At 69.2% G+C, this 17,257-nt stretch carries 17 protein-coding genes and 1 tRNA gene; 9 read left to right on the top strand and 9 right to left on the bottom strand.

Features of this window, described 5'->3' with window-relative positions; translation table 11 throughout:
• Both WDLP6_RS17790 and WDLP6_RS17795 read left to right on the top strand, forming a co-directional pair.
• A complete protein-coding gene (locus WDLP6_RS17790) occupies window positions 1–1,014 on the top strand; it encodes a class 1 fructose-bisphosphatase (protein ID WP_162593416.1) in 1,014 nt (337 codons plus the stop codon).
• A gap of 11 nt (window positions 1,015–1,025) precedes the next feature.
• Window positions 1,026–1,101 (top strand) — tRNA-Thr (locus tag WDLP6_RS17795).
• Window positions 1,102–1,270: 169 nt separating this feature from the next.
• Here WDLP6_RS17795 and WDLP6_RS17800 read toward each other — a convergent pair.
• The 4 genes from WDLP6_RS17800 to WDLP6_RS17815 all read right to left on the bottom strand — a co-directional run bounded on the left by WDLP6_RS17800 (window position 1,271) and on the right by WDLP6_RS17815 (window position 3,739).
• Complete coding sequence (locus WDLP6_RS17800; protein WP_197910166.1) at window positions 1,271–1,534, bottom strand: BrnA antitoxin family protein; 264 nt, start codon at window positions 1,532–1,534, stop codon at window positions 1,271–1,273.
• Window positions 1,531–1,728 (bottom strand): BrnT family toxin, encoded by a 198-nt coding sequence (locus WDLP6_RS35505; protein WP_443083417.1) that lies wholly within the window; start codon window positions 1,726–1,728, stop codon window positions 1,531–1,533. The genes WDLP6_RS17800 and WDLP6_RS35505 overlap by 4 nt, the downstream gene beginning before the upstream one ends.
• Before the next feature lie 107 nt (window positions 1,729–1,835).
• Entirely contained in the window at window positions 1,836–2,831 is a 996-nt protein-coding gene (locus tag WDLP6_RS17810) for a Bug family tripartite tricarboxylate transporter substrate binding protein (RefSeq protein ID WP_162593417.1), read from the bottom strand.
• Window positions 2,828–3,739 carry a LysR substrate-binding domain-containing protein gene (locus WDLP6_RS17815; protein WP_162593418.1) on the bottom strand — a complete coding sequence of 304 codons (912 nt, stop codon included), beginning with the start codon at window positions 3,737–3,739 and terminating at the stop codon, window positions 2,828–2,830. The genes WDLP6_RS17810 and WDLP6_RS17815 overlap by 4 nt, the downstream gene beginning before the upstream one ends.
• A 120-nt stretch (window positions 3,740–3,859) precedes the next feature.
• Between WDLP6_RS17815 and WDLP6_RS17820 the strand changes: the two genes are divergently transcribed.
• The 3 genes from WDLP6_RS17820 to WDLP6_RS17830 all read left to right on the top strand — a co-directional run bounded on the left by WDLP6_RS17820 (window position 3,860) and on the right by WDLP6_RS17830 (window position 9,349).
• Window positions 3,860–6,610, top strand: a complete 2,751-nt coding sequence (locus WDLP6_RS17820; RefSeq protein WP_232077104.1) for a tannase/feruloyl esterase family alpha/beta hydrolase — start codon at window positions 3,860–3,862, stop codon at window positions 6,608–6,610.
• A gap of 2 nt (window positions 6,611–6,612) precedes the next feature.
• Window positions 6,613–7,950, top strand: a complete 1,338-nt coding sequence (locus WDLP6_RS17825; protein WP_162593419.1) for a dicarboxylate/amino acid:cation symporter — start codon at window positions 6,613–6,615, stop codon at window positions 7,948–7,950.
• 91 nt (window positions 7,951–8,041) lie between these two features.
• A complete protein-coding gene (locus WDLP6_RS17830; protein ID WP_162595140.1) occupies window positions 8,042–9,349 on the top strand; it encodes a hypothetical protein in 1,308 nt (435 codons plus the stop codon).
• 15 nt (window positions 9,350–9,364) lie between these two features.
• Here WDLP6_RS17830 and WDLP6_RS17835 read toward each other — a convergent pair whose 3' ends face one another.
• The 5 genes from WDLP6_RS17835 to WDLP6_RS17855 form a co-directional block, all read right to left on the bottom strand.
• A complete protein-coding gene (locus tag WDLP6_RS17835; protein ID WP_162568476.1) occupies window positions 9,365–9,559 on the bottom strand; it encodes a hypothetical protein in 195 nt (64 codons plus the stop codon).
• 96 nt (window positions 9,560–9,655) lie between these two features.
• Window positions 9,656–10,348, bottom strand: coding sequence for a response regulator (locus WDLP6_RS17840; protein ID WP_162593420.1), 693 nt, complete (start codon window positions 10,346–10,348; stop codon window positions 9,656–9,658).
• Window positions 10,345–11,874, bottom strand: coding sequence for an ATP-binding protein (locus WDLP6_RS17845; RefSeq protein WP_162593421.1), 1,530 nt, complete (start codon window positions 11,872–11,874; stop codon window positions 10,345–10,347). Before WDLP6_RS17845 ends, WDLP6_RS17840 begins: the two co-directional genes overlap by 4 nt.
• 70 nt (window positions 11,875–11,944) lie before the next feature.
• Window positions 11,945–12,823, bottom strand: coding sequence for a hypothetical protein (locus WDLP6_RS17850; RefSeq protein WP_162593422.1), 879 nt, complete (start codon window positions 12,821–12,823; stop codon window positions 11,945–11,947).
• 9 nt (window positions 12,824–12,832) lie between these two features.
• Window positions 12,833–13,105: a hypothetical protein gene (locus tag WDLP6_RS17855; protein WP_162593423.1), complete on the bottom strand. Its 273-nt coding sequence runs from the start codon at window positions 13,103–13,105 to the stop codon at window positions 12,833–12,835.
• A gap of 188 nt (window positions 13,106–13,293) precedes the next feature.
• Here WDLP6_RS17855 and WDLP6_RS17860 point away from each other — a divergent pair, with 188 nt between their 5' ends.
• The 4 genes from WDLP6_RS17860 (at window position 13,294) to WDLP6_RS17875 (ending at window position 17,252) form a co-directional block, all read left to right on the top strand.
• The gene (locus WDLP6_RS17860) at window positions 13,294–14,490 is read left to right on the top strand and encodes a methyl-accepting chemotaxis protein (RefSeq protein ID WP_162593424.1); all 1,197 of its coding nucleotides are present in this window, start codon (window positions 13,294–13,296) and stop codon (window positions 14,488–14,490) included.
• 29 nt (window positions 14,491–14,519) lie between these two features.
• Window positions 14,520–14,888, top strand: coding sequence for a response regulator (locus WDLP6_RS17865; RefSeq protein WP_162568482.1), 369 nt, complete (start codon window positions 14,520–14,522; stop codon window positions 14,886–14,888).
• 73 nt (window positions 14,889–14,961) lie between these two features.
• Window positions 14,962–15,246 carry an STAS domain-containing protein gene (locus tag WDLP6_RS17870; protein WP_162593425.1) on the top strand — a complete coding sequence of 95 codons (285 nt, stop codon included), beginning with the start codon at window positions 14,962–14,964 and terminating at the stop codon, window positions 15,244–15,246.
• Window positions 15,243–17,252 (top strand): chemotaxis protein CheA, encoded by a 2,010-nt coding sequence (locus WDLP6_RS17875; protein ID WP_162593426.1) that lies wholly within the window; start codon window positions 15,243–15,245, stop codon window positions 17,250–17,252. Before WDLP6_RS17870 ends, WDLP6_RS17875 begins: the two co-directional genes overlap by 4 nt.
• The last annotated feature ends 5 nt before the right edge of the window (window positions 17,253–17,257 follow it).

Raw genomic sequence — 17,257 nt, forward strand, 5'->3', positions numbered from 1 at the left:
ATGGCTCAACACCACAAGATTTCACTCACCCGCTACCTCGTCGAACAGCAACGCGCCGACGGCCTCATCCCCGGGCAACTGCGCCTCCTGCTCGAAGTCGTCGCGCGCGCCTGCAAAAGCATCAGCCAGGCCGTCAACAAGGGCGCGCTCGGCGGCGTGCTCGGCACGGCCGAGAGCGAGAACGTGCAGGGCGAGATCCAGAAGAAGCTCGACATCATCGCCAACGAGGTGCTGATCGAGGCCAACGAATGGGGCGGCCACCTCGCCGCCATGGCCAGCGAGGAAATGGACAGCATCTACGTGGTGCCCAACCGCTACCCGCAGGGCGAATACCTGCTGCTGTTCGACCCGCTCGACGGCTCCAGCAACATCGACGTCAACGTCAGCATCGGCACCATCTTCAGCGTGCTCAAGAAGCCCGACGACACGCCTGGCGTGCAGGAGTCCGACTTCCTGCAGGCCGGCAGCCGGCAGGTCGCCGCGGGCTACTGCATCTACGGCCCGCAGACCACGCTGGTGCTGACCGTGGGCGCCGGCGTCGCCATGTTCACCCTCGACCGCGAGCAGGGCTCCTTCATGCTCACGCAGGAGGACATCCAGATCCCGGCCGACACGAAGGAATTCGCGGTCAACATGAGCAACATGCGCCACTGGGACGCCCCCGTGAAGCGCTACATCGACGAATGCCTGGCCGGCAAGGAAGGCCCGCGCGGCAAGGACTTCAACATGCGCTGGATCGCCAGCATGGTCGCCGACGTGCACCGCATCCTGATGCGCGGCGGCGTCTTCATGTACCCCTGGGACAAGCGCGAGCCCGAGAAGGCCGGCAAGCTGCGCCTGATGTACGAGGCCAACCCCATGAGCTGGCTGGTCGAACAGGCCGGCGGTGCCGCCACCAACGGGCGGCAACGGATCCTCGACCTGGCGCCGACGAAGCTCCATGAGCGGGTGGCGGTGGTGCTTGGATCGAAGAATGAGGTCGAGCGGCTGACCGGGTACCACGAACCGCTATAATCGCGGGCTTAGCCGGTGTAGCTCAGTCGGTAGAGCAGCTCATTCGTAATGAGAAGGTCGGGTGTTCGATTCATCTCTCCGGCACCAATATAGATAAGGCCCTGTTGCTGTCCAGACGATAACAACGGGGCCTTTCTCATTGGCGATGTAACGGTCGATCTAAAAGAACTTTGGGGCCGAGAGTTGACCCTCCCTTGGTTTTACGTACAGCAAGAAGTTGAACACCTCGGATGTATGGAGGCTGGGCCAAAACCGTTCAGACGCCCTTGCAAAGCTCTTCGCGAATGGCCTTTCTGACCACGGTCTCCAGCGACTCCGCGTCGATCGCGTGCTTGAGCGCATCGTTGATCAAGGTCTGATAGCCACGGTCGCCTGCCTTCTCTTTGAAGTACTCGACCACCGCGCCGTCGAGGAAGATATTGACGCGCTGTTTGCGCGGTAGCACCTGCCCGCCGGCCGCGCTTGCGTAGTACGAGCTTGTTGGCCTTGATGTCTGCCGCGCGCAGTGGCGCATCATCATCGATGGTTGTCATGGTAGATTTTTTGCTCATGTCGATCTGCCTTTCGCATCGAGATAACGCGGATGTGGTCGCCTGTTTCCGTGGTCTCGATCACCTCGATCGTGCCCTCCAGCGGGCCCAGCGTTACGAATCGCTCTTCGTCGTAGCCGAACCGCCGATCCTCGAAAGGCACGGTCTGCCCGGTTTCGATCACCTGCTGCGCGTCCGCCAGATCGAAGCCGTGCTTCGTGAGATTGGTGGCTCAACACACTACATCGCAATCGCAGACATGCCCGAACGGGCCGCCATCCTGCACCACACCTAATCGAGCCGCATCCCCAGGCTGCGAACCAACACGCGATTGCGCCGCCGGTCCTCGGCCGCTTCCCACGCGAAGGCCTCGACGCTGCCGTGCGCCGCGATGTTGTGCGCCACGCGCAGCCGCGCGATCAGGAGTTCGCTGTCGAGCGCGCGGTTGATCTCGGCATTGAGCCGCTCCACCACCGCGGCCGGCGTGCGCGCCGGCGCGAAGATGCCGAACAGCGACACGAGGTTGGCTTGCGGATAGCCGAGCTCGGCCAGCGTCGGCACCTCGGGCAGCACGTCGAGCCGCTCGGGCGCGCCGACGGCCAGCGCACGCAGGCGGCCTGCGCGCAGATACTGCAATTGCAGCGCGGCGACGTTGGTCGACAGCACCTCGAACTGCCCGCCGAGCGCATCGTTGAGCTGCTGGCCGCCGCCCTGGTAAGGCACGTGCGTGATCGCGATGCGGCTCTGCATGCGCACCTGCGCCAGCACCATGTGGCCGACGGTCGCCACGCCCGAGCTGGCCCAGCGCACGGCGCCCGGATTCGCGCGCGCCTGCGCGATCAGGTCGTCGAAGCTGTGTCCCTCGAAGGCCGGCGTGGCGGCCACCAGCACCGGCGTGCGCATCGCGCTCGCGACGGGCACCACGGTATGCAGCGGGTCGGCGGCGGTGTGCACGAGCAGCGGATGCAGCGTGACCGGGCTCAGCGCGGAAAAGGCCAGCGTGTGGCCGTCGGGTGCCGCGCGGGCCAGCGCCTCGATGCCGACGCTGCCGCCCGCGCCGGCCCGGTTCTCCACCAGCACCGGCACGCCGAGCGCAGGCGTGAGCTGTTCGGCCAGCGCACGCGCCGTCGCATCGCTCACGCCGCCTGCGGGATAGACCACCAGCAGCCGCACCGGCCGGCTCGGCCAGGGCGCGGCTTCCGGCGCCGCACGCAACGCGGGTGCGATGCCCTGCAAGGCCGCGCTGCCCAGCGCCAGCCGCGCGAGATCGCGGCGCCGCAGGCTCATCGTGCCGCGAGCTCGCGCAGCAGTGCCGCGAAGTGGCGCGCCGGAAGGTTGTCTTCGTCGTTGCGGCGAACGAGCGTGATCGGCGCATCCAGCGCGCCGCTGCCGGCCAGCGCGCAGTAGGTGATCGCGTGCGCGTGGGCGCCGGTCATCGAGGCCGGCACTACCGACAGCCCGACGCCCGCGGCGACGAGGTTGAGGTTGGTCATCATGCGATCGACCTCGGCCACCACGCGCGGCTGCAGCCCTTTCGCGTGGCACAGCGCGAGCAGGTCGGCATAGAGGCCGGGTGCGCCGGGCCGGCGCACGAGGATCAGCCCTTCGGCACACAGCTGCGCGAGCGACAGCGGCCGCGCGCGCTTGCCCACGCGCGCGAGCGCATAGCGATGGTCGCTCGGCATCGCGACCACGACGGGCTCGCGCAGCAGCGTCTCGAACAGCAAGCCCTCGGGCCGCGCGACCGGCACGCGCAAAAGGCCGCAATGCAGGCGGCCGGCCGCCAGCGCCTCGGTGAGTTCGGCCGCGTTGTTCTCGCGCAGCTGCAGCTCGACCTTGGGATAGGTGCGCCGAAAGGCGCGCAAGGCCTCGGGCATGAAGCGGTGGGCCGCGGCCGAGCTGGTGAAGCCGACCGACAGCGCGCCCTCCTGCCCTTGCGCGACGCGCGCCATGCGCTGCTGCATGGCCTCCATGTTCTGCAGCATGCGCGTGGCCTCGATCTGGAACTGGCGGCCCGCCTCGGTCAGCGCGACGCCGCGCGGATGGCGGCGGAACAGCTCGACGCCGAGCTCGCGCTCGAGCGCCTTGATCTGCTGGCTGAGCGGCGGCTGCTGGATGCCGAGATTTTCCGCGGCGCGTGTCATGTGGCCGGTCTCGGCCACGGCCGCGAAGTAGCGAAGCGGTCTCATCTCCATATTTTTTTCATATCGAAAGTGGCTCTTTATTTTATTTGACGCTAAGTCACCCTGCCAACTATCTTCGGCCCGCCCTTCATTCAAGAGGCCCTGCGAGGCCTCGCGCCGGAGACACACACCATGCGCCTGTCGCGCCTTTCTTCATCCTTGCGTTCGATGCGCCATGCCGGCGCACGCCTGTGCATCCTCGGCCTGTCCGCGATGCTTGCCGCCTGCGGCGGCGGGGGCGGCGGAGGCAACGGCTTCGCGCTGCTGCCGCCGTCGAGCGGCACGGCCACGCCGCCTGCAGGCGGCTCCGAGCCGGATGAACCGATCACGCCGCCCGGCACGCCCGTCGTGCCGGTCGCGAGCTGCGCCTCGCTCGCCGGCATGGCCATCGGCGCCGGCCAGATCGGCCTGCCGACGCAGGGCGCCGTCGTCACCAGCGCCAACGCCATCGCGGCCGCCGATGCCGGCAACGTGTCGGGCGACTACTGCCAGCTGCGCGGCACGATCCAGCCGGTCGATCCGCAGGCGCCCGCGATCACCTTCGCGGTCAACCTGCCGGACGCATGGAACCGCAAGGTGATCCACTTCGGCGGCGGCGGCTTCGACGGCGTGCTGATCGACGGCACCGAGCCCGTGCGCTTCGGCCCGGCCGACAAGCCGACGCCGCTGGCGCTCGGCTACGCCACCTTCGGCGACGATGCCGGCCACCAGAGCAGCAGCATCACCGACGGCAAGTTCGCCGCCAACGACGAGGCGCTCGCCAACTACGGCGGCCAGTCGCTCAAGAAGACGCACGACGTGGCACTGCTGCTGGTGAAGGCGCGCTACGGCACCGCGCCGGCCAAGGCCTATTTCCTCGGCACCTCGACCGGCGGGCGCGACGCGCTCTTGCACATCCAGCGCTGGCCGAACGACTACGACGGCGTGATCGCCAACGAGCCCGCGCTCAACTACACCGGCACGCGGCTGTCGAACGTCGCGGTCGGCCGCGCGCTCTATGCCAACGGCGGCGTGGGCTGGGTCAACCTCGCCAAGACGCTGCTGGTGCAGAAGACCGTGCTGGCGGCCTGCGACCGGCTCGATGGCGCGACCGACGGCATCGTCAGCAACGTCGAGAGCTGCCGCCAGCTCAACGCACAGGTCCTGGCCTCGCTGCGCTGCGCGGGCGGCACCGACAACGGCGACACCTGCCTGTCGGATCCGCAGCTCGCGAGCATCCGCGCGATCGAGTCGCCGCTGGTCTTCACCCACTACACGCTGGCCAACGGCGTGACGCGTGCGGGCGGCTACAACCTGCTCGAAGGTGCGCTGGTGGCCGGCCCCTTCACGTCGCGTGACCTCGGCACGCGCGCGGTGCCGGGCAATCCGGCGAGCACGGCCGATGCCAACATGTACGTCACCGGCGACCAATGGGCCAAGTACTTCGTGACGCGCAACGCGAGCTTCGACACGCTCACGCTCGACCCGCTGGACCCGGGCGCCTACACCGCGCGCGTGGCCGCGGTCTCGGCCATCACCGATGCGACCAACGCCGACCTCTCGCCCTTTCTCGCGCACGGCGGTCGGCTGATCATGATGCAGGGCCTGGCCGACGAGGTGATCAGCAACAACTCGACCATCGACTACTACGGCCGCCTCATCGCGACGCTGGGACAGGCCGCGGTCGACCAGGGCATCCGCTTCTACACCGTGCCGGGCATGGGCCATGGCACCGGCGTCTTCATCCCCGCCTGGGATTCGCTCGCGGCGCTGGAGAACTGGGTCGAGCATGGCCTCGCGCCCGCGACCGGCGTGGTCGCCGACAGCGTGGCCGGCACCTATGGCCGCACGCGGCCGCTGTGCCAGTTCCCGGCCTGGCCCAAGTTCAAGGGCAGCGGCAGCATGGACGCGGCGGTCAACTACAGCTGCGTGCAGGAGGTCGGTGACCCGCTCGCCTGTCCGAACCTGCCGGCCAGCGCGACCACGTACAAGGGCGGCGACCTGTTCGGCGAAGAGCTCAGCCTGGCGGTCGATCCCACCACGCTGCACTACACCGTCACCATCGATGCGAGCCTGCAGCGCGCGGCCGGCACGCAGCGCAACGGCACGCTGGTGTCCAACGGCAACTGCAACTACACGAGCGGCGAGAACGGCGCCGGCTTCACCTTCGGCGCGGGCGGCGCGGTGCAGGGCGGCGTCGCGGCGCCGACGGGTGCGAGCTTCGTGCCGCTGATCGCGTTCCAGAACACCTTCCAGAACGCCGCGACACCGGCGGTGTTCAATCCGGTGGCCAACATCTTCAACGTGGTCGGCGTGCAGTACGGCAGCGCCGGTGCCGCGAGCGCCTACACGGCCTCGTCGCGCGTACGCAATGCGGGCACCTTCCAGTCGTGCCAGGCCCCGGTCAGCGGCGGCTTCATCACCTACGACGCCAACTGCACCTCGACCACCAAGGGCTACCTCACGTACAACAGTGCGCGCAACGCCTTCGACATGCTGGCCACCTCGCCGACCGGCGGCGCGGTGACCACCGGCGGCACGCCGAGCGGCTCGGCGATCTTCGGGCAGGTCGGCGCAGTCACGGTGCCGATCTTCCTGGTGCGCGAATCGGCGACCAGCTATGGCATGCGCCTCTATGCACCGCAGACCACGCTGAGCCCGGGCACGGCCGACGGGCACTTCGTCACCGCCGACAACAACGGCGGCGCCTCGGAAGCCACGGTGAGCGGCAGCAGTTTCAACCTCGGCGGCGCGAGCGGCACGCTGGCTTACGACAACCCGGTGCTCGGCGTGGTGCAGAGCACCGGCACGAGCGCGGGCAACCTCATCTACAACGCCGGCCTGCTGGGCTTCGTTCCTGCCAGCGGCACCGGCGCCGTTCTTCAACTCGGAGTCCGCAATTGACCATGTCCCTTTCAGCGCCGCCGCGCAAGCCGCCCCTCTACCGCTCCCTCTACGCCCAGGTGATCGCCGCGGTGATCATCGGGGTGCTGCTGGGCCACTTCTACCCCTCGGTGGGCGAATCCATGAAGCCCCTGGGCGATGCCTTCATCAAGCTCATCAAGATGATGATCGCCCCCATCATCTTCTGCACCGTCGTGGTCGGCATCGCCGGCATGGAGGACATGAAGAAAGTCGGCAAGACCGGCGGCCTGGCCCTGCTGTACTTCGAGGTCATGAGCACCATCGCCCTGATCGTGGGCCTGCTGCTGGTCAACCTTCTGAAGCCCGGCGCCGGCATGAACGTCGACCCCGCCAGCATCGACACCAAGTCCATCGCCGCCTACACCGGCCCCGGCAAGATGCAGGGCACCGTCGACTTCCTCATCAACATCATCCCCAACACCCTGGTGGACGCCTTCGCCAAGGGCGAGATCCTGCAGGTGCTCCTGATCGCCATCCTGTTCGGCTTCGCGCTGCACCGCTTCGGCGGGCGCGGCACGCTGGTCTTCGACGTCATCGAGAAGGGCTCGCACGTGCTCTTCACCATCGTCAACTACATCATGAAGCTGGCCCCCTTCGGTGCCTTCGGCGCCATGGCCTTCACCATCGGCAAGTACGGCATCGGCTCGCTGTTCTCGCTGGGCAAGCTGATGGGCACCTTCTACCTGACGTGCCTGTTGTTCATCTTCGTGATCCTCGGGCTGGTGGCGCGCTTGCACGGATTCAGCATCTGGAAGTTCATCAAGTACATCAAGGAGGAGTTGCTGATCGTGCTGGGCACCTCGTCCTCCGAATCCGTGCTGCCGCGCATGATGGAGAAGATGGAGAACCTGGGGGCGAGGAAGACCTGCGTGGGGCTGGTGATCCCGACGGGCTATTCGTTCAACCTGGACGGCACGTCGATCTACCTGACGATGGCGGCGGTGTTCATCGCGCAGGCGACCAACACGCCGATGACGCTGGTGCAGGAGATCACGCTGCTGGCGGTGCTGGTGCTGACGTCCAAGGGAGCGGCGGGTGTGACGGGCAGCGGCTTCATCGTGCTGGCGGCGACGCTGTCGGCGGTGGGGCACGTGCCGGTGGCGGGGCTGGCGCTGATCCTGGGGATCGACCGGTTCATGTCGGAGGCGCGCGCGCTGACGAACCTGATCGGCAACGGGGTGGCCACGATCGTGGTGGCCAAGTGGACCAACGAACTGGACGAGGCGCGGCTGCAGGCGGGGCTCAACAACGAGAGCTGGATCGAGGCCCAGGAGCCCGAGGAAATCGTCAACGCGAAGACCGCGCACGTGGCACGCTGAGGTCCGCGACACGATCCCGTCATCACGCAGGAGACATCCATTGAACACCGTCCTTTTCATCGCCCGCCTCGCCTCTGCACTGTCGCTGGCCATGCTCGCCGCGCACGTTCCGGCACGGCCGATGCAGCCCGCCACTCAGCCGCAAAGCGCGACCTGCCCCGCCACCGTGCCGGCCGACGCGCACTGCTACAACGGCCGCGACCGCGAGGGCGCGTTCTACTGGATCGCGATCCCTGCGCACTGGGATCGTCACGTGCTGGTCATGCATGCGCACGGCGGCCCCGAAGTCGGCGCGCCGACGCTCGAGCGCGGCGCCGAGGACCTGAAGCGCTGGTCCGTGATGGTGAAGGCCGGTTATGCCTGGGCCGGCTCGACCTACCGGCGCGGCGGCTACGGCATCACCATGTCGGGCGAGGACACCGAACGCCTGCGCCGCCTCTTCGTGCAGCGCTTCGGCCAGCCCGAGCGCACCATCCTGCATGGCCAGAGCTATGGCGGCGGCGTCGCATCCAAGGCGGCCGAAACCTACGGCCCGGTGCCCGGCGAGCGTCCTGCCTACGACGGCGTGCTGCTGACCAGCGGCGTGCTCGGCGGTGGCGGCAATGCCTACGATTTCCGGCTGGACCTGCGCGTGGTCTACCAGTATGTGTGCCACAACCACCCGCGGCCCGACGAGCCGCAGTACCCGCTGTGGCAGGGCCTGCCGCTCGATTCGAAACTCACGCGCGCCGAGCTGGCGGCGCGCGTCAAGGCATGCACCGGCGTCGGGCTGCCGGCCGCGCAGCGCACGCCCGAACAGCAGGCACATCTGAAGACCATCCTGTCGGTGGTGCGCATTCCGGAACGCACGCTGGTCTCGCACCTCAACTGGGCCACCTGGCTGTTCCAGGACCTGACGCAGAAGCGCCTCGGCAACCGCAACCCCTTCGGCAATGCGCACGTGGTCTACAGCGGGTCGAGCGATGACGCCGCGCTCAACGCCGGCGTGCTGCGCTACCAGGCCGATCCGCAGGCCGTCGGCGCCTTGGCAGCGGACAGCCGGCCGAGCGGCCGGCTGCGGCTGCCTGTGCTGACGCTGCATGCGATCCACGACCCGACGGCCTTCGTCGAACTCGAAAGCGCCTACCGCCAGATCGTCGACAGCGCGGGCGCCTCGCAATGGCTGGTGCAGAACTTCGCCGACGAATCCGAGCACAGCTACCTGAGCGATGCCGAATATCCCGCGCTCATGCACGCGCTGCTCGACTGGGTCGAACGCGGCGACCGGCCGACGCCGCAGAAAGTGGCGCAGCTGTGCACGCAGATGGAGCCCACCTTCGGCAAGGGCTGCCACCTGCGGCCCGACTACCACCCTGCGCCGCTCGCGACGCGCGTGCCGGCCGCAGGCCGCGACGACTGAGCGCCGCGCAGACGCCTAACTTGCCACGTCCTCGTTCCACGTCGCCGGGTCGGCCGCCTTGGGCTCGCTCCACAGGCAGGGCCCGCACATGGTGGATCTGTAGACCACCTGACCGGCCTTCGTGCCCGTGACGACGGGCGTGCCGCCGCAGACTTCGCAGGTCTGGGTGTAATCGGGTTCGTAGCGATCGATCGAGGTGATGGGGTCCATGGCGGCGATTGTGAAGGACGCAGTGGTCCGCCACATTACAACAAGCGCGTGTGCCCTGCATGACGCGGGGCACCGCAGCATGCGGCGCGCGGCGCCCTAGCTGCCGGGCCTCGCCTCGAACGAGAAACCGACGCCGTAGACGGAGCGGATCCACTCGTGCCCCGGCGCCGCGGCCGCCAGCTTGCGGCGCAGGTTCTTGACGTGGCTGTCGACCGCGCGCTCGGTCACGTCCAGCGCATCGTCGTAGGCCAGTTCGAGCAGCTGGCCGCGCGAGAAGATGCGCCCGGGGGATTTCGCCAGCGCCTGCAGCAGCCGGAACTCGCTGCGCGTGAGCTGCAGCGTGGCGCCTTCGAGCGCGGCGTGCCAGCGCGTCTCGTCCAGCGCCAGCGCGCCGGCCTGCGCGGCGGTCGCCGCCTCGGCGCCGCCGGCAGCGAAGCGGCGCAGCACCGCGCGCACGCGCGCCACCACCTCGCGCGGCGAGAAGGGCTTGCAGATGTAGTCGTCGGCGCCCAGCTCGAGACCGATCAACCGGTCCACTTCTTCGACCCGCGCCGTCAGCATGATGATCGGATGACTCGAATGCGCGCGGGCCTCGCGCAGCACGGCCAGGCCGTCCAGCTGCGGCAGCATGACGTCGAGCAGGCTCAGGTCCGGCGGCGCGGCCCGCATGCGCTCGAGCGCCGTGCGGCCATCCATCACGTGCTCGGTCTCGAAGCCCGCATGGCGCAGGTAATCCTGCAGCACCGAGGCGATGTCCTGCTCGTCCTCCACGATCAGGATGCGCGTCATGCGTGGCCTCCCAGCGGCAGGACCAGGGTGATGCGCAGCCCGCCCAGCGGCGAGGCCGAGGCTTGGATGCTGCCGCCATGCACCTCCACGATCGTGCGGCAGATCGACAGGCCCAGGCCCGATCCGCCGGAGGCGCGATCGCGCGAGGCCTCGGCACGGAACAGCCGGTCGAACAGCCGGGGCATGTCCTGCGGCGCGGGACAGGGCGCGCTGTCGTCGAAGTGCAGCACCAGCCGGCGCCCGTCCGCGGTCTCGGCCACGCTCGCATCGATGCGCAGGCAGCCGCCCGCATCGGTGTAGCTCAGCGTGTTCTCCAGCAGGTTGCCGAACACCTGATGGAGCTGCCGGCTGTCGCCGTCGACCACCGTCTTCCAGACCGCGCTCGACGGCCCGACGCCGGGCGCCTCGATCGCGATGCCGTGCTGTTCGAAACGCGCGCGCGTGGCGGCCAGCGCTTCGGCCAGCACCGTGAGCGGAAAGACCGGCGCCCGGACCGGTGCCTGATCCTCCGCCTCGTGCATGCTGCTTCGAAGGTCGTCGACCAGCTGTGCGAGACGCATGACCTGCCGGTGCAGGCGCAGGGCGGTCTTGTCGTCGAAGCTGCGCACGCCGTCCTGCAGCGCCTCGATCTCGGCGCGCATCGCGGCCAGCGGCGTGCGCAGCTCGTGCGCCGCATTCGCGAGCCAGGTGCGGCGCGAGGCGTCGATGGTGTCCAGGCGCTCGGCCATCGAGTTGAAGGTCCGGCCCAGCAACGCGAGTTCGTCCGAGCCCCGCACCGGCACGCGCGTGCCGAGCCGCCCGCGCGCCACGCTTTCGGCGCCCTGCATCAGGTCGTCGATCGGCGCGAACCAGCGCCGCGCCAGCAGCCATGACATCGCCAGCGCGAAGACCAGCCCGGCGACGCCGGTGAGCATCACGAAGCCCGATTGCCGCGCCAGGAAGGCGCGGTCGGCTTCGCTCTCCAGCCCCTTCAGCGGCGACAGCACGAGATAGCCGATGGTGCGGCCATGCTGGTGCAGCGGCAATCGCGCGGCGTCCGCCAGATCGCCGGTGGTTCCGGCCACCGGCTTGCCGGCCGCATCGAGCAGACCGAGACGCTGGTAGACCGAGTCGGGCGAATCGGGCAGCTCGCGGGTGCCTTCGAAGAACCCGGCCATCGGCGGCGGCGGCGGCGGCCAGTTGCCGAAGCCGGGCGGCAGCTGGCGCGCGTACCAGGGCGGCAGCCGGCGATCGGCGGCATCGTTCGCCACGCCGTCCGTCACGCTGGCGCCGAGGCCGATGTCGCCCATCTCGATCCGACGCCAGGCCTCGACGTCGCGCAGCCTGTCCCAGTTGCCACGGCCCGCGTAGTGCACCTGCAGGATCTGCGCCAGCCAGTCCATGCGCCGGATCTCGATCTCGGCCACATAGGGGCCGAGCCCGCGCTTCAGCCCGAAGATGGAGAAGCCCGCGAAGATCAGCAGCAGGACCACCAGCAAGGTCGCCAGGGCCAGGAAGATCTTTTTCGAGAGTGTCAGAGGATGCATGGTGGCGGGAGCGCCGACGGCCGAGGCTCGGCGGGAGCCCGGCCGGCGCGGCCCGGATCGATGGTGCACCTCAATTGTCGGCCACCCCGGGACCGTCGGCGACGCTGATGCCGGAGCCTGCGAGTCGCGGCGGCAGGGTCCGCGCCGTGCGACGGTCCGGCTGGGCGGAGACCACGATGGGCAGGGCTGACCGTTCGATGGCCATGATCGGCGCCAGCGTCGACAGGCTCTCGGGCGCGTTCGCCTCGACACCGCCGCCGTGGTCCTGGCAGGCGGTGACCGAGAAGAGCGCCGCGCAGCCCATGCTGCGCAGCGCATGCGAGGCCCATGGGGCGGTCGCGCTCCCGCGCGGCGCGTTGGACTTCGGAGGCGCTGCGCCCTGCAGCGGAAGGCGCAGCGTCAGGCCCAGTCCGCCCAGCACCGACGGCGCCGCGTAGATGCGCCCGCCGTGGCGATGGGCGATCCGCTCGCACGCGAGCGCACTGGCCGACAGGCCACGGTCCTTCGCATCGAGGAACTGCGCGAGCTGCGGCCGACCCTGGGCCGTGTCCGATTCGATCCAGCGCACCACGGCCTGTGATCCTTCGGCGCACGCGAGCACCCGCAGCGTCGCGCCCTCGTCCAGCACCTGCGACGCATGCTCGGCGATGCGCACGAACAGCGCATGCATGTCGTCCTCCGCGACGCAGACGATCAAGGCCTCGCGCGGAAGGCGGATGTCCAGATGGATGCCGCCGCGATGCAGGCTGGGCGCACAGCTGCGCGACATCGCATCCAGCAGCAGGCGCAGGTCTTCGGGCCGGCTTGGCGCGGCCTGCGGCGCGCGAACGGTGTCGGCCGCGGACGGCATGGCCGAGGCCGAGGCCGCCACGTTGGCTGCGAGCGAGCGCCAGAACGCGACGAGCACGAGAACGACGATGAGGGCAAGCCCGATGCTGCCGGTGTCCATGTCGAAAGCTCACTGATGCGGCGCGGACCTGAACGACAGCGTGTCGTCCGGGTTCCGCGCACAGATGCCGTTGACACGCTCGCCGCGCCGCTCGAGCAGCTGCGCGGCCGCGCCCTCCTCCTGGCCATCGCAGGCCTCGCGCATCCCGGGCGGCGGCAGGTTCTCGCCGAACGCCATCGCCATCGGCGGCGCTGGCGGTGGCGGTGGCGGTGGCGGCACGATGACGCAGCCTTGAAGCAGGGCGGCGCACGCGATCGCGCCGCAGATCGATGTCAATTTCATGAGAGTCCTTGGTGGTCCAGCACCGAGTGAAGAAGCGAATGATCTCCACCAATCTGGGAGGAACTTGGGCGATGCCGCAAAGCGCCCGATCCCGCGATCTGCAGGACTTTTGTGCCGCTGATCGACCCATTGCAAGCGGCCGCTGCTTCGTACATTCGGAACCAGACAACTCATTCCGAAGAGAGGCCATGGCTTTCATCTCACTCAGCGCAGCGCTACGACCGACCTTCCTCGCGAGGGCGTGGTGGCCGTCGGGCAAGGACGCGCTGGCTCGCTTCCACTCGTCCGGCATCGGCCTGGCCGGCGGCATCGGCGTGCTCGGTGCCGGCGGATGGACCGTGTGGGGCGCGCTCGGCGCCGCAGGCCTGCTCGGCGCCGGCGTGCTCGCCGATCGCCAGCGGCTGCGGCAGCAGGCCGCCGCACACGGCGCGACCGCCAGCTTCGTCGCCGGCACCGACCGGCTCGGCCGCGACCTGCTGCCGGTGTGGAGCGCGCACATCGAAAGCTCGCGCGCGCAGATGGAGGATGCCGTGGCCGCGCTCACCCAGCGCTTCGCCGGCATCGTGGACCGGCTGGACCAGGCGCTCAAGGCATCGATGCAGGGCGGCGACCAGGGCGTGGCCGGCGTCTTCGAGCGCAGCGGCCTCGAACTGCGCGGCGTGCTCGATTCGCTGCGCGCCGCGATGGCCAGCAACGGCGCGATGCATGCCGAGGTGCAGAGCCTGGGCCGCTTCGTCGACGAGCTGCAGCAGATGGCGCTCGAGGTCGCGAGCATCGCGGCCCAGACCAACCTGCTGGCGATCAATGCGCGCATCGAGGCTGCGCATGCGGGCGACAGCGGACGCAGCTTCGGCGTGCTGGCGCAGGAGGTGCGCAAGCTCTCGGCCATGTCGGCCGAAACCGGCAAGCACATGACCGAGAAAGTGAAGATCATCAGCGCCGCCATCGCCGCGGCGCGCGACAGCGCGCAGGCCTCGGCACGGCGCGAGGCGGCATCCGCCGTCGCCTCCGAAGCCGCGATCAACGGCGTGCTGGCCCAGTTCCGCAGCGTGACCGAAGTGCTGGAAGCCTCCGCCGACGTGCTCAAGCAGGAAAGCGTGGGCATCCAGTCCGAGATCGTCGAAGCGCTGGTGCAGCTGCAGTTCCAGGACCGCGTGAGCCAGCGCATGACGCACGTGCGCCACAGCATCGAGCGCCTGCCGGTGCTGCTGGCCGACAGCAGCCAGCACTTCGAGCGCGCCGGCACGCTGCAGCCGATCGATGCCGCGGCGCTGCTGTCCGAACTCGAGAAGAGCTACGCGATGGCCGACGAGCGCGCCACGCACAGCGGCGACACCGGCGCCGCGACCCCCGCGGCCGCCTCCGGCGATGTCGTCTTCTTCTGATCCCCTCCCCGGAGCCCCCAGGAAACATCATGGCCAAGACCATCATGATCGTCGACGATTCCACCTCGCTGCGGCAGGTGGTGAGCATTGCCCTGCGGGGCGCCGGCTACGACGTGATCGAGGGCTGCGACGGCGTCGATGCGCTGAAGAAGCTCGGCGGCCAGAAGGTGCACCTGATCATCAGCGACGTGAACATGCCGAACATGGACGGCATCAGCCTGGTGAAGAAGATCAAGGAGCTGCCGGCCTACAAGTTCACGCCGATCGTGATGCTGACCACCGAGTCGCAGGAGGGCAAGAAGCGCGAAGGCCAGGCCGCCGGCGCCAAGGCCTGGATGCTCAAGCCCTTCAACCCGCCGCAGCTGCTGGCGGTGGTGCAGAAGCTGGTGCTGCCATGAGCGCCGCGCCGGGCCGCCCCAGGCAAGCTCGCCCCCGCCTGGCGGGAAGGCGCGAAGCGCCAAGGGTGCACCAATGAGCGTTGCACATGCGATCGAGGGCGAGATGACGATCTATCGCGCCGCCGAGCTGCGCACCGGCCTGCTGGCCGCGCTGGCCGGCAGCGAGGGCGACATCGCGCTCGACCTGTCGGCCGTCACCGAGATCGACAGCGCCGGCGTGCAGCTGCTGATCGCTGCCGCGAAGAGCGCATCGGCCGCGCAGCGCGTGCTGCACGTGTGCGCCATCGCGCCGGCCGTGGCCGAATCCCTGCGCTTCCTCGGCCTCGATGCGAGCGCGCTGCTGCAGGAGCCCGCATGAACTTCGACGACGCGCTGCCGACCTTCTTCGTGGAGGCCCGCGAACAGCTGCAGGACATGGAGGCCGCGCTGCTGCGCATCGCCGGCGAGGACGACACGACCGAAAGCGTCAACGCGATCTTCCGCGCCGCACACACCATCAAGGGCTCGGCCGGATTGTTCGGCCTGGATGCGCTGGTGGCCTTTGCCCACGTGGTGGAGAGCCTGCTCGACGAAGTCCGCAGCGGCACCATCCCGCTCGGCGAGCCGCTGATCGAGCTGCTGCTGGCCTGCGCCGATCACATCGGCCGGCTGGTCGACGCGGCCGAGTCGGGCGGCCGCGCGCTCGCGGCCGAGGACGAGAAGAACGGCGCCGCGCTGCTGGAGCGGCTGCACGACCACCTCGGCGCCGGCAACCAGGCACCCGCCGCCGGTCCGGTCGTCGCCAGCGCGGACGGCGACACCGCCCGCTGGCACATCGCGCTGCGCTTCGGCGACAGTGTGCTGCGCAACGGCATGGACCCGCTGTCCTTCCTGCGCTACCTGGCGACGCTGGGCACGATCGAGCACATCGTCACGCTGCACGACGGCGTGCCCGTGCTCGAAGCGCTGGACGCGGAATCGTGCGGACTCGGCTTCCGGATCCTGTTCGCCAGCGAGGCCGGACGGGCGGCCATCGAGAACGTGTTCGAGTTCGTGATCGACGATTGCGAACTGCGTGTCACGCCCGCGCCCGGCATCGAAGCCGCGCCGCAGGCCGCATCGCCCGCACACCGCGCGACGGCATCGGCACCGGCACCGAAGCCGCCGCGCGACGCCAAGGCGCCGGAAAGCCAGTCGGTGCGCGTCGATGCCGACAAGCTCGACCGGCTGATCAACCTGGTCGGCGAGCTGATCATCGCCGCGGCCGGCGCCAACCTGATCGCGCGGCGCACGCGCCATGTCGAGCTGCAGGAAAGCCATGCCACGCTGTCCGAGTTGGTGGAGGAAGTGCGCGACAGCGCATTGCAGCTGCGCATGGTCAAGATCGGCGCCACCTTCGGCCGCTTCAATCGCGTGGTGCACGACGTGGCGCGCGAACTCGGCAAGGACATCGCGCTCGGCGTCAGCGGCGAGGACACCGAGCTCGACAAGACCGTGGTCGAGAAGATCGGCGACCCGCTGATGCACCTGGTGCGCAATGCCATGGACCACGGCATCGACGCGCCCGAGCTGCGCGCCGCGCGCGGCAAGCCGCCGCAGGGCACGGTAGCGCTCAATGCGTACCACGACTCGGGCAGCATCGTGATCCAGGTCAGCGACGACGGCGGCGGCCTCGACCGCGACCGCATCCTGGCCAAGGCCGTCGAGCGCGGCCTGGTCGAGGCCGGCCGCAGCCTGAGCGACGCCGAGATCTACGCGCTGATCTTCGAGCCCGGCTTCTCCACCGCCGCGCAGGTGACCAACCTGTCGGGCCGCGGCGTCGGCATGGATGTGGTCAAGCGCAACATCAGCGCGCTGCGCGGCAGCGTCGGCATCGACAGCCGGCCGGGCCAGGGCACCACCGTCACCGTGCGGCTGCCGCTCACGCTGGCGATCATCAACGGCTTCCAGGTCGGCGTCGGCAAGTCGGTGTTCGTGGTGCCGCTGGACGTGGTGGACGAATGCGTCGAGTTCGCCGCCGAAGCGGACCACGACTACATCGACCTGCGCGGCCAGGTGCTGCCTTTCATCCGGCTGCGCACGCTGTTCGAGGTCGCGGGCCCGCCCGCCGCACGCCAGAACATCGTCGTGGTCAAGCATGCCGGGCAGAAGTTCGGCCTGGTGGTGGACATGCTGATGGGCGAGGCGCAGACGGTGATCAAGCCGCTGTCGAAGATGTTCGCCCAGGTGCAGGGCATCAGCGGCTCCAGCATCCTGGGCAGCGGCGATGTCGCGCTGATCCTCGATGTGCCGATGCTAATGCAGCAGGCCACCCGCGTGTTGGCGGCCACGGGCCATCCGATTTCTTCCCTCTCTTCCTCCGCAGCAGTCGCCGTTCCGGCCTGAGGCGG

The organism is Variovorax sp. PBL-E5, assembly GCF_901827185.1.
Classification (GTDB): domain Bacteria; phylum Pseudomonadota; class Gammaproteobacteria; order Burkholderiales; family Burkholderiaceae_C; genus Variovorax.

What these genes read in the sequence shown, in the direction of transcription:
- WDLP6_RS17790 (WP_162593416.1), top strand. Translation starts at nt 1, where the DNA reads ATGGCTCAACACCACAAGATTTCACTCACCCGCTACCTCGTCGAACAG.
- WDLP6_RS17800 (WP_197910166.1), bottom strand. Translation starts at nt 1,534, where the DNA reads ATGATGATGCGCCACTGCGCGCGGCAGACATCAAGGCCAACAAGCTCG.
- WDLP6_RS17810 (WP_162593417.1), bottom strand. Translation starts at nt 2,831, where the DNA reads ATGAGCCTGCGGCGCCGCGATCTCGCGCGGCTGGCGCTGGGCAGCGCG.
- WDLP6_RS17815 (WP_162593418.1), bottom strand. Translation starts at nt 3,739, where the DNA reads ATGGAGATGAGACCGCTTCGCTACTTCGCGGCCGTGGCCGAGACCGGC.
- WDLP6_RS17820 (WP_232077104.1), top strand. Translation starts at nt 3,860, where the DNA reads ATGCGCCTGTCGCGCCTTTCTTCATCCTTGCGTTCGATGCGCCATGCC.
- WDLP6_RS17825 (WP_162593419.1), top strand. Translation starts at nt 6,613, where the DNA reads ATGTCCCTTTCAGCGCCGCCGCGCAAGCCGCCCCTCTACCGCTCCCTC.
- WDLP6_RS17830 (WP_162595140.1), top strand. Translation starts at nt 8,042, where the DNA reads ATGCTCGCCGCGCACGTTCCGGCACGGCCGATGCAGCCCGCCACTCAG.
- WDLP6_RS17835 (WP_162568476.1), bottom strand. Translation starts at nt 9,559, where the DNA reads ATGGACCCCATCACCTCGATCGATCGCTACGAACCCGATTACACCCAG.
- WDLP6_RS17840 (WP_162593420.1), bottom strand. Translation starts at nt 10,348, where the DNA reads ATGACGCGCATCCTGATCGTGGAGGACGAGCAGGACATCGCCTCGGTG.
- WDLP6_RS17845 (WP_162593421.1), bottom strand. Translation starts at nt 11,874, where the DNA reads ATGCATCCTCTGACACTCTCGAAAAAGATCTTCCTGGCCCTGGCGACC.
- WDLP6_RS17850 (WP_162593422.1), bottom strand. Translation starts at nt 12,823, where the DNA reads ATGGACACCGGCAGCATCGGGCTTGCCCTCATCGTCGTTCTCGTGCTC.
- WDLP6_RS17855 (WP_162593423.1), bottom strand. Translation starts at nt 13,105, where the DNA reads ATGAAATTGACATCGATCTGCGGCGCGATCGCGTGCGCCGCCCTGCTT.
- WDLP6_RS17860 (WP_162593424.1), top strand. Translation starts at nt 13,294, where the DNA reads ATGGCTTTCATCTCACTCAGCGCAGCGCTACGACCGACCTTCCTCGCG.
- WDLP6_RS17865 (WP_162568482.1), top strand. Translation starts at nt 14,520, where the DNA reads ATGGCCAAGACCATCATGATCGTCGACGATTCCACCTCGCTGCGGCAG.
- WDLP6_RS17870 (WP_162593425.1), top strand. Translation starts at nt 14,962, where the DNA reads ATGAGCGTTGCACATGCGATCGAGGGCGAGATGACGATCTATCGCGCC.
- WDLP6_RS17875 (WP_162593426.1), top strand. Translation starts at nt 15,243, where the DNA reads ATGAACTTCGACGACGCGCTGCCGACCTTCTTCGTGGAGGCCCGCGAA.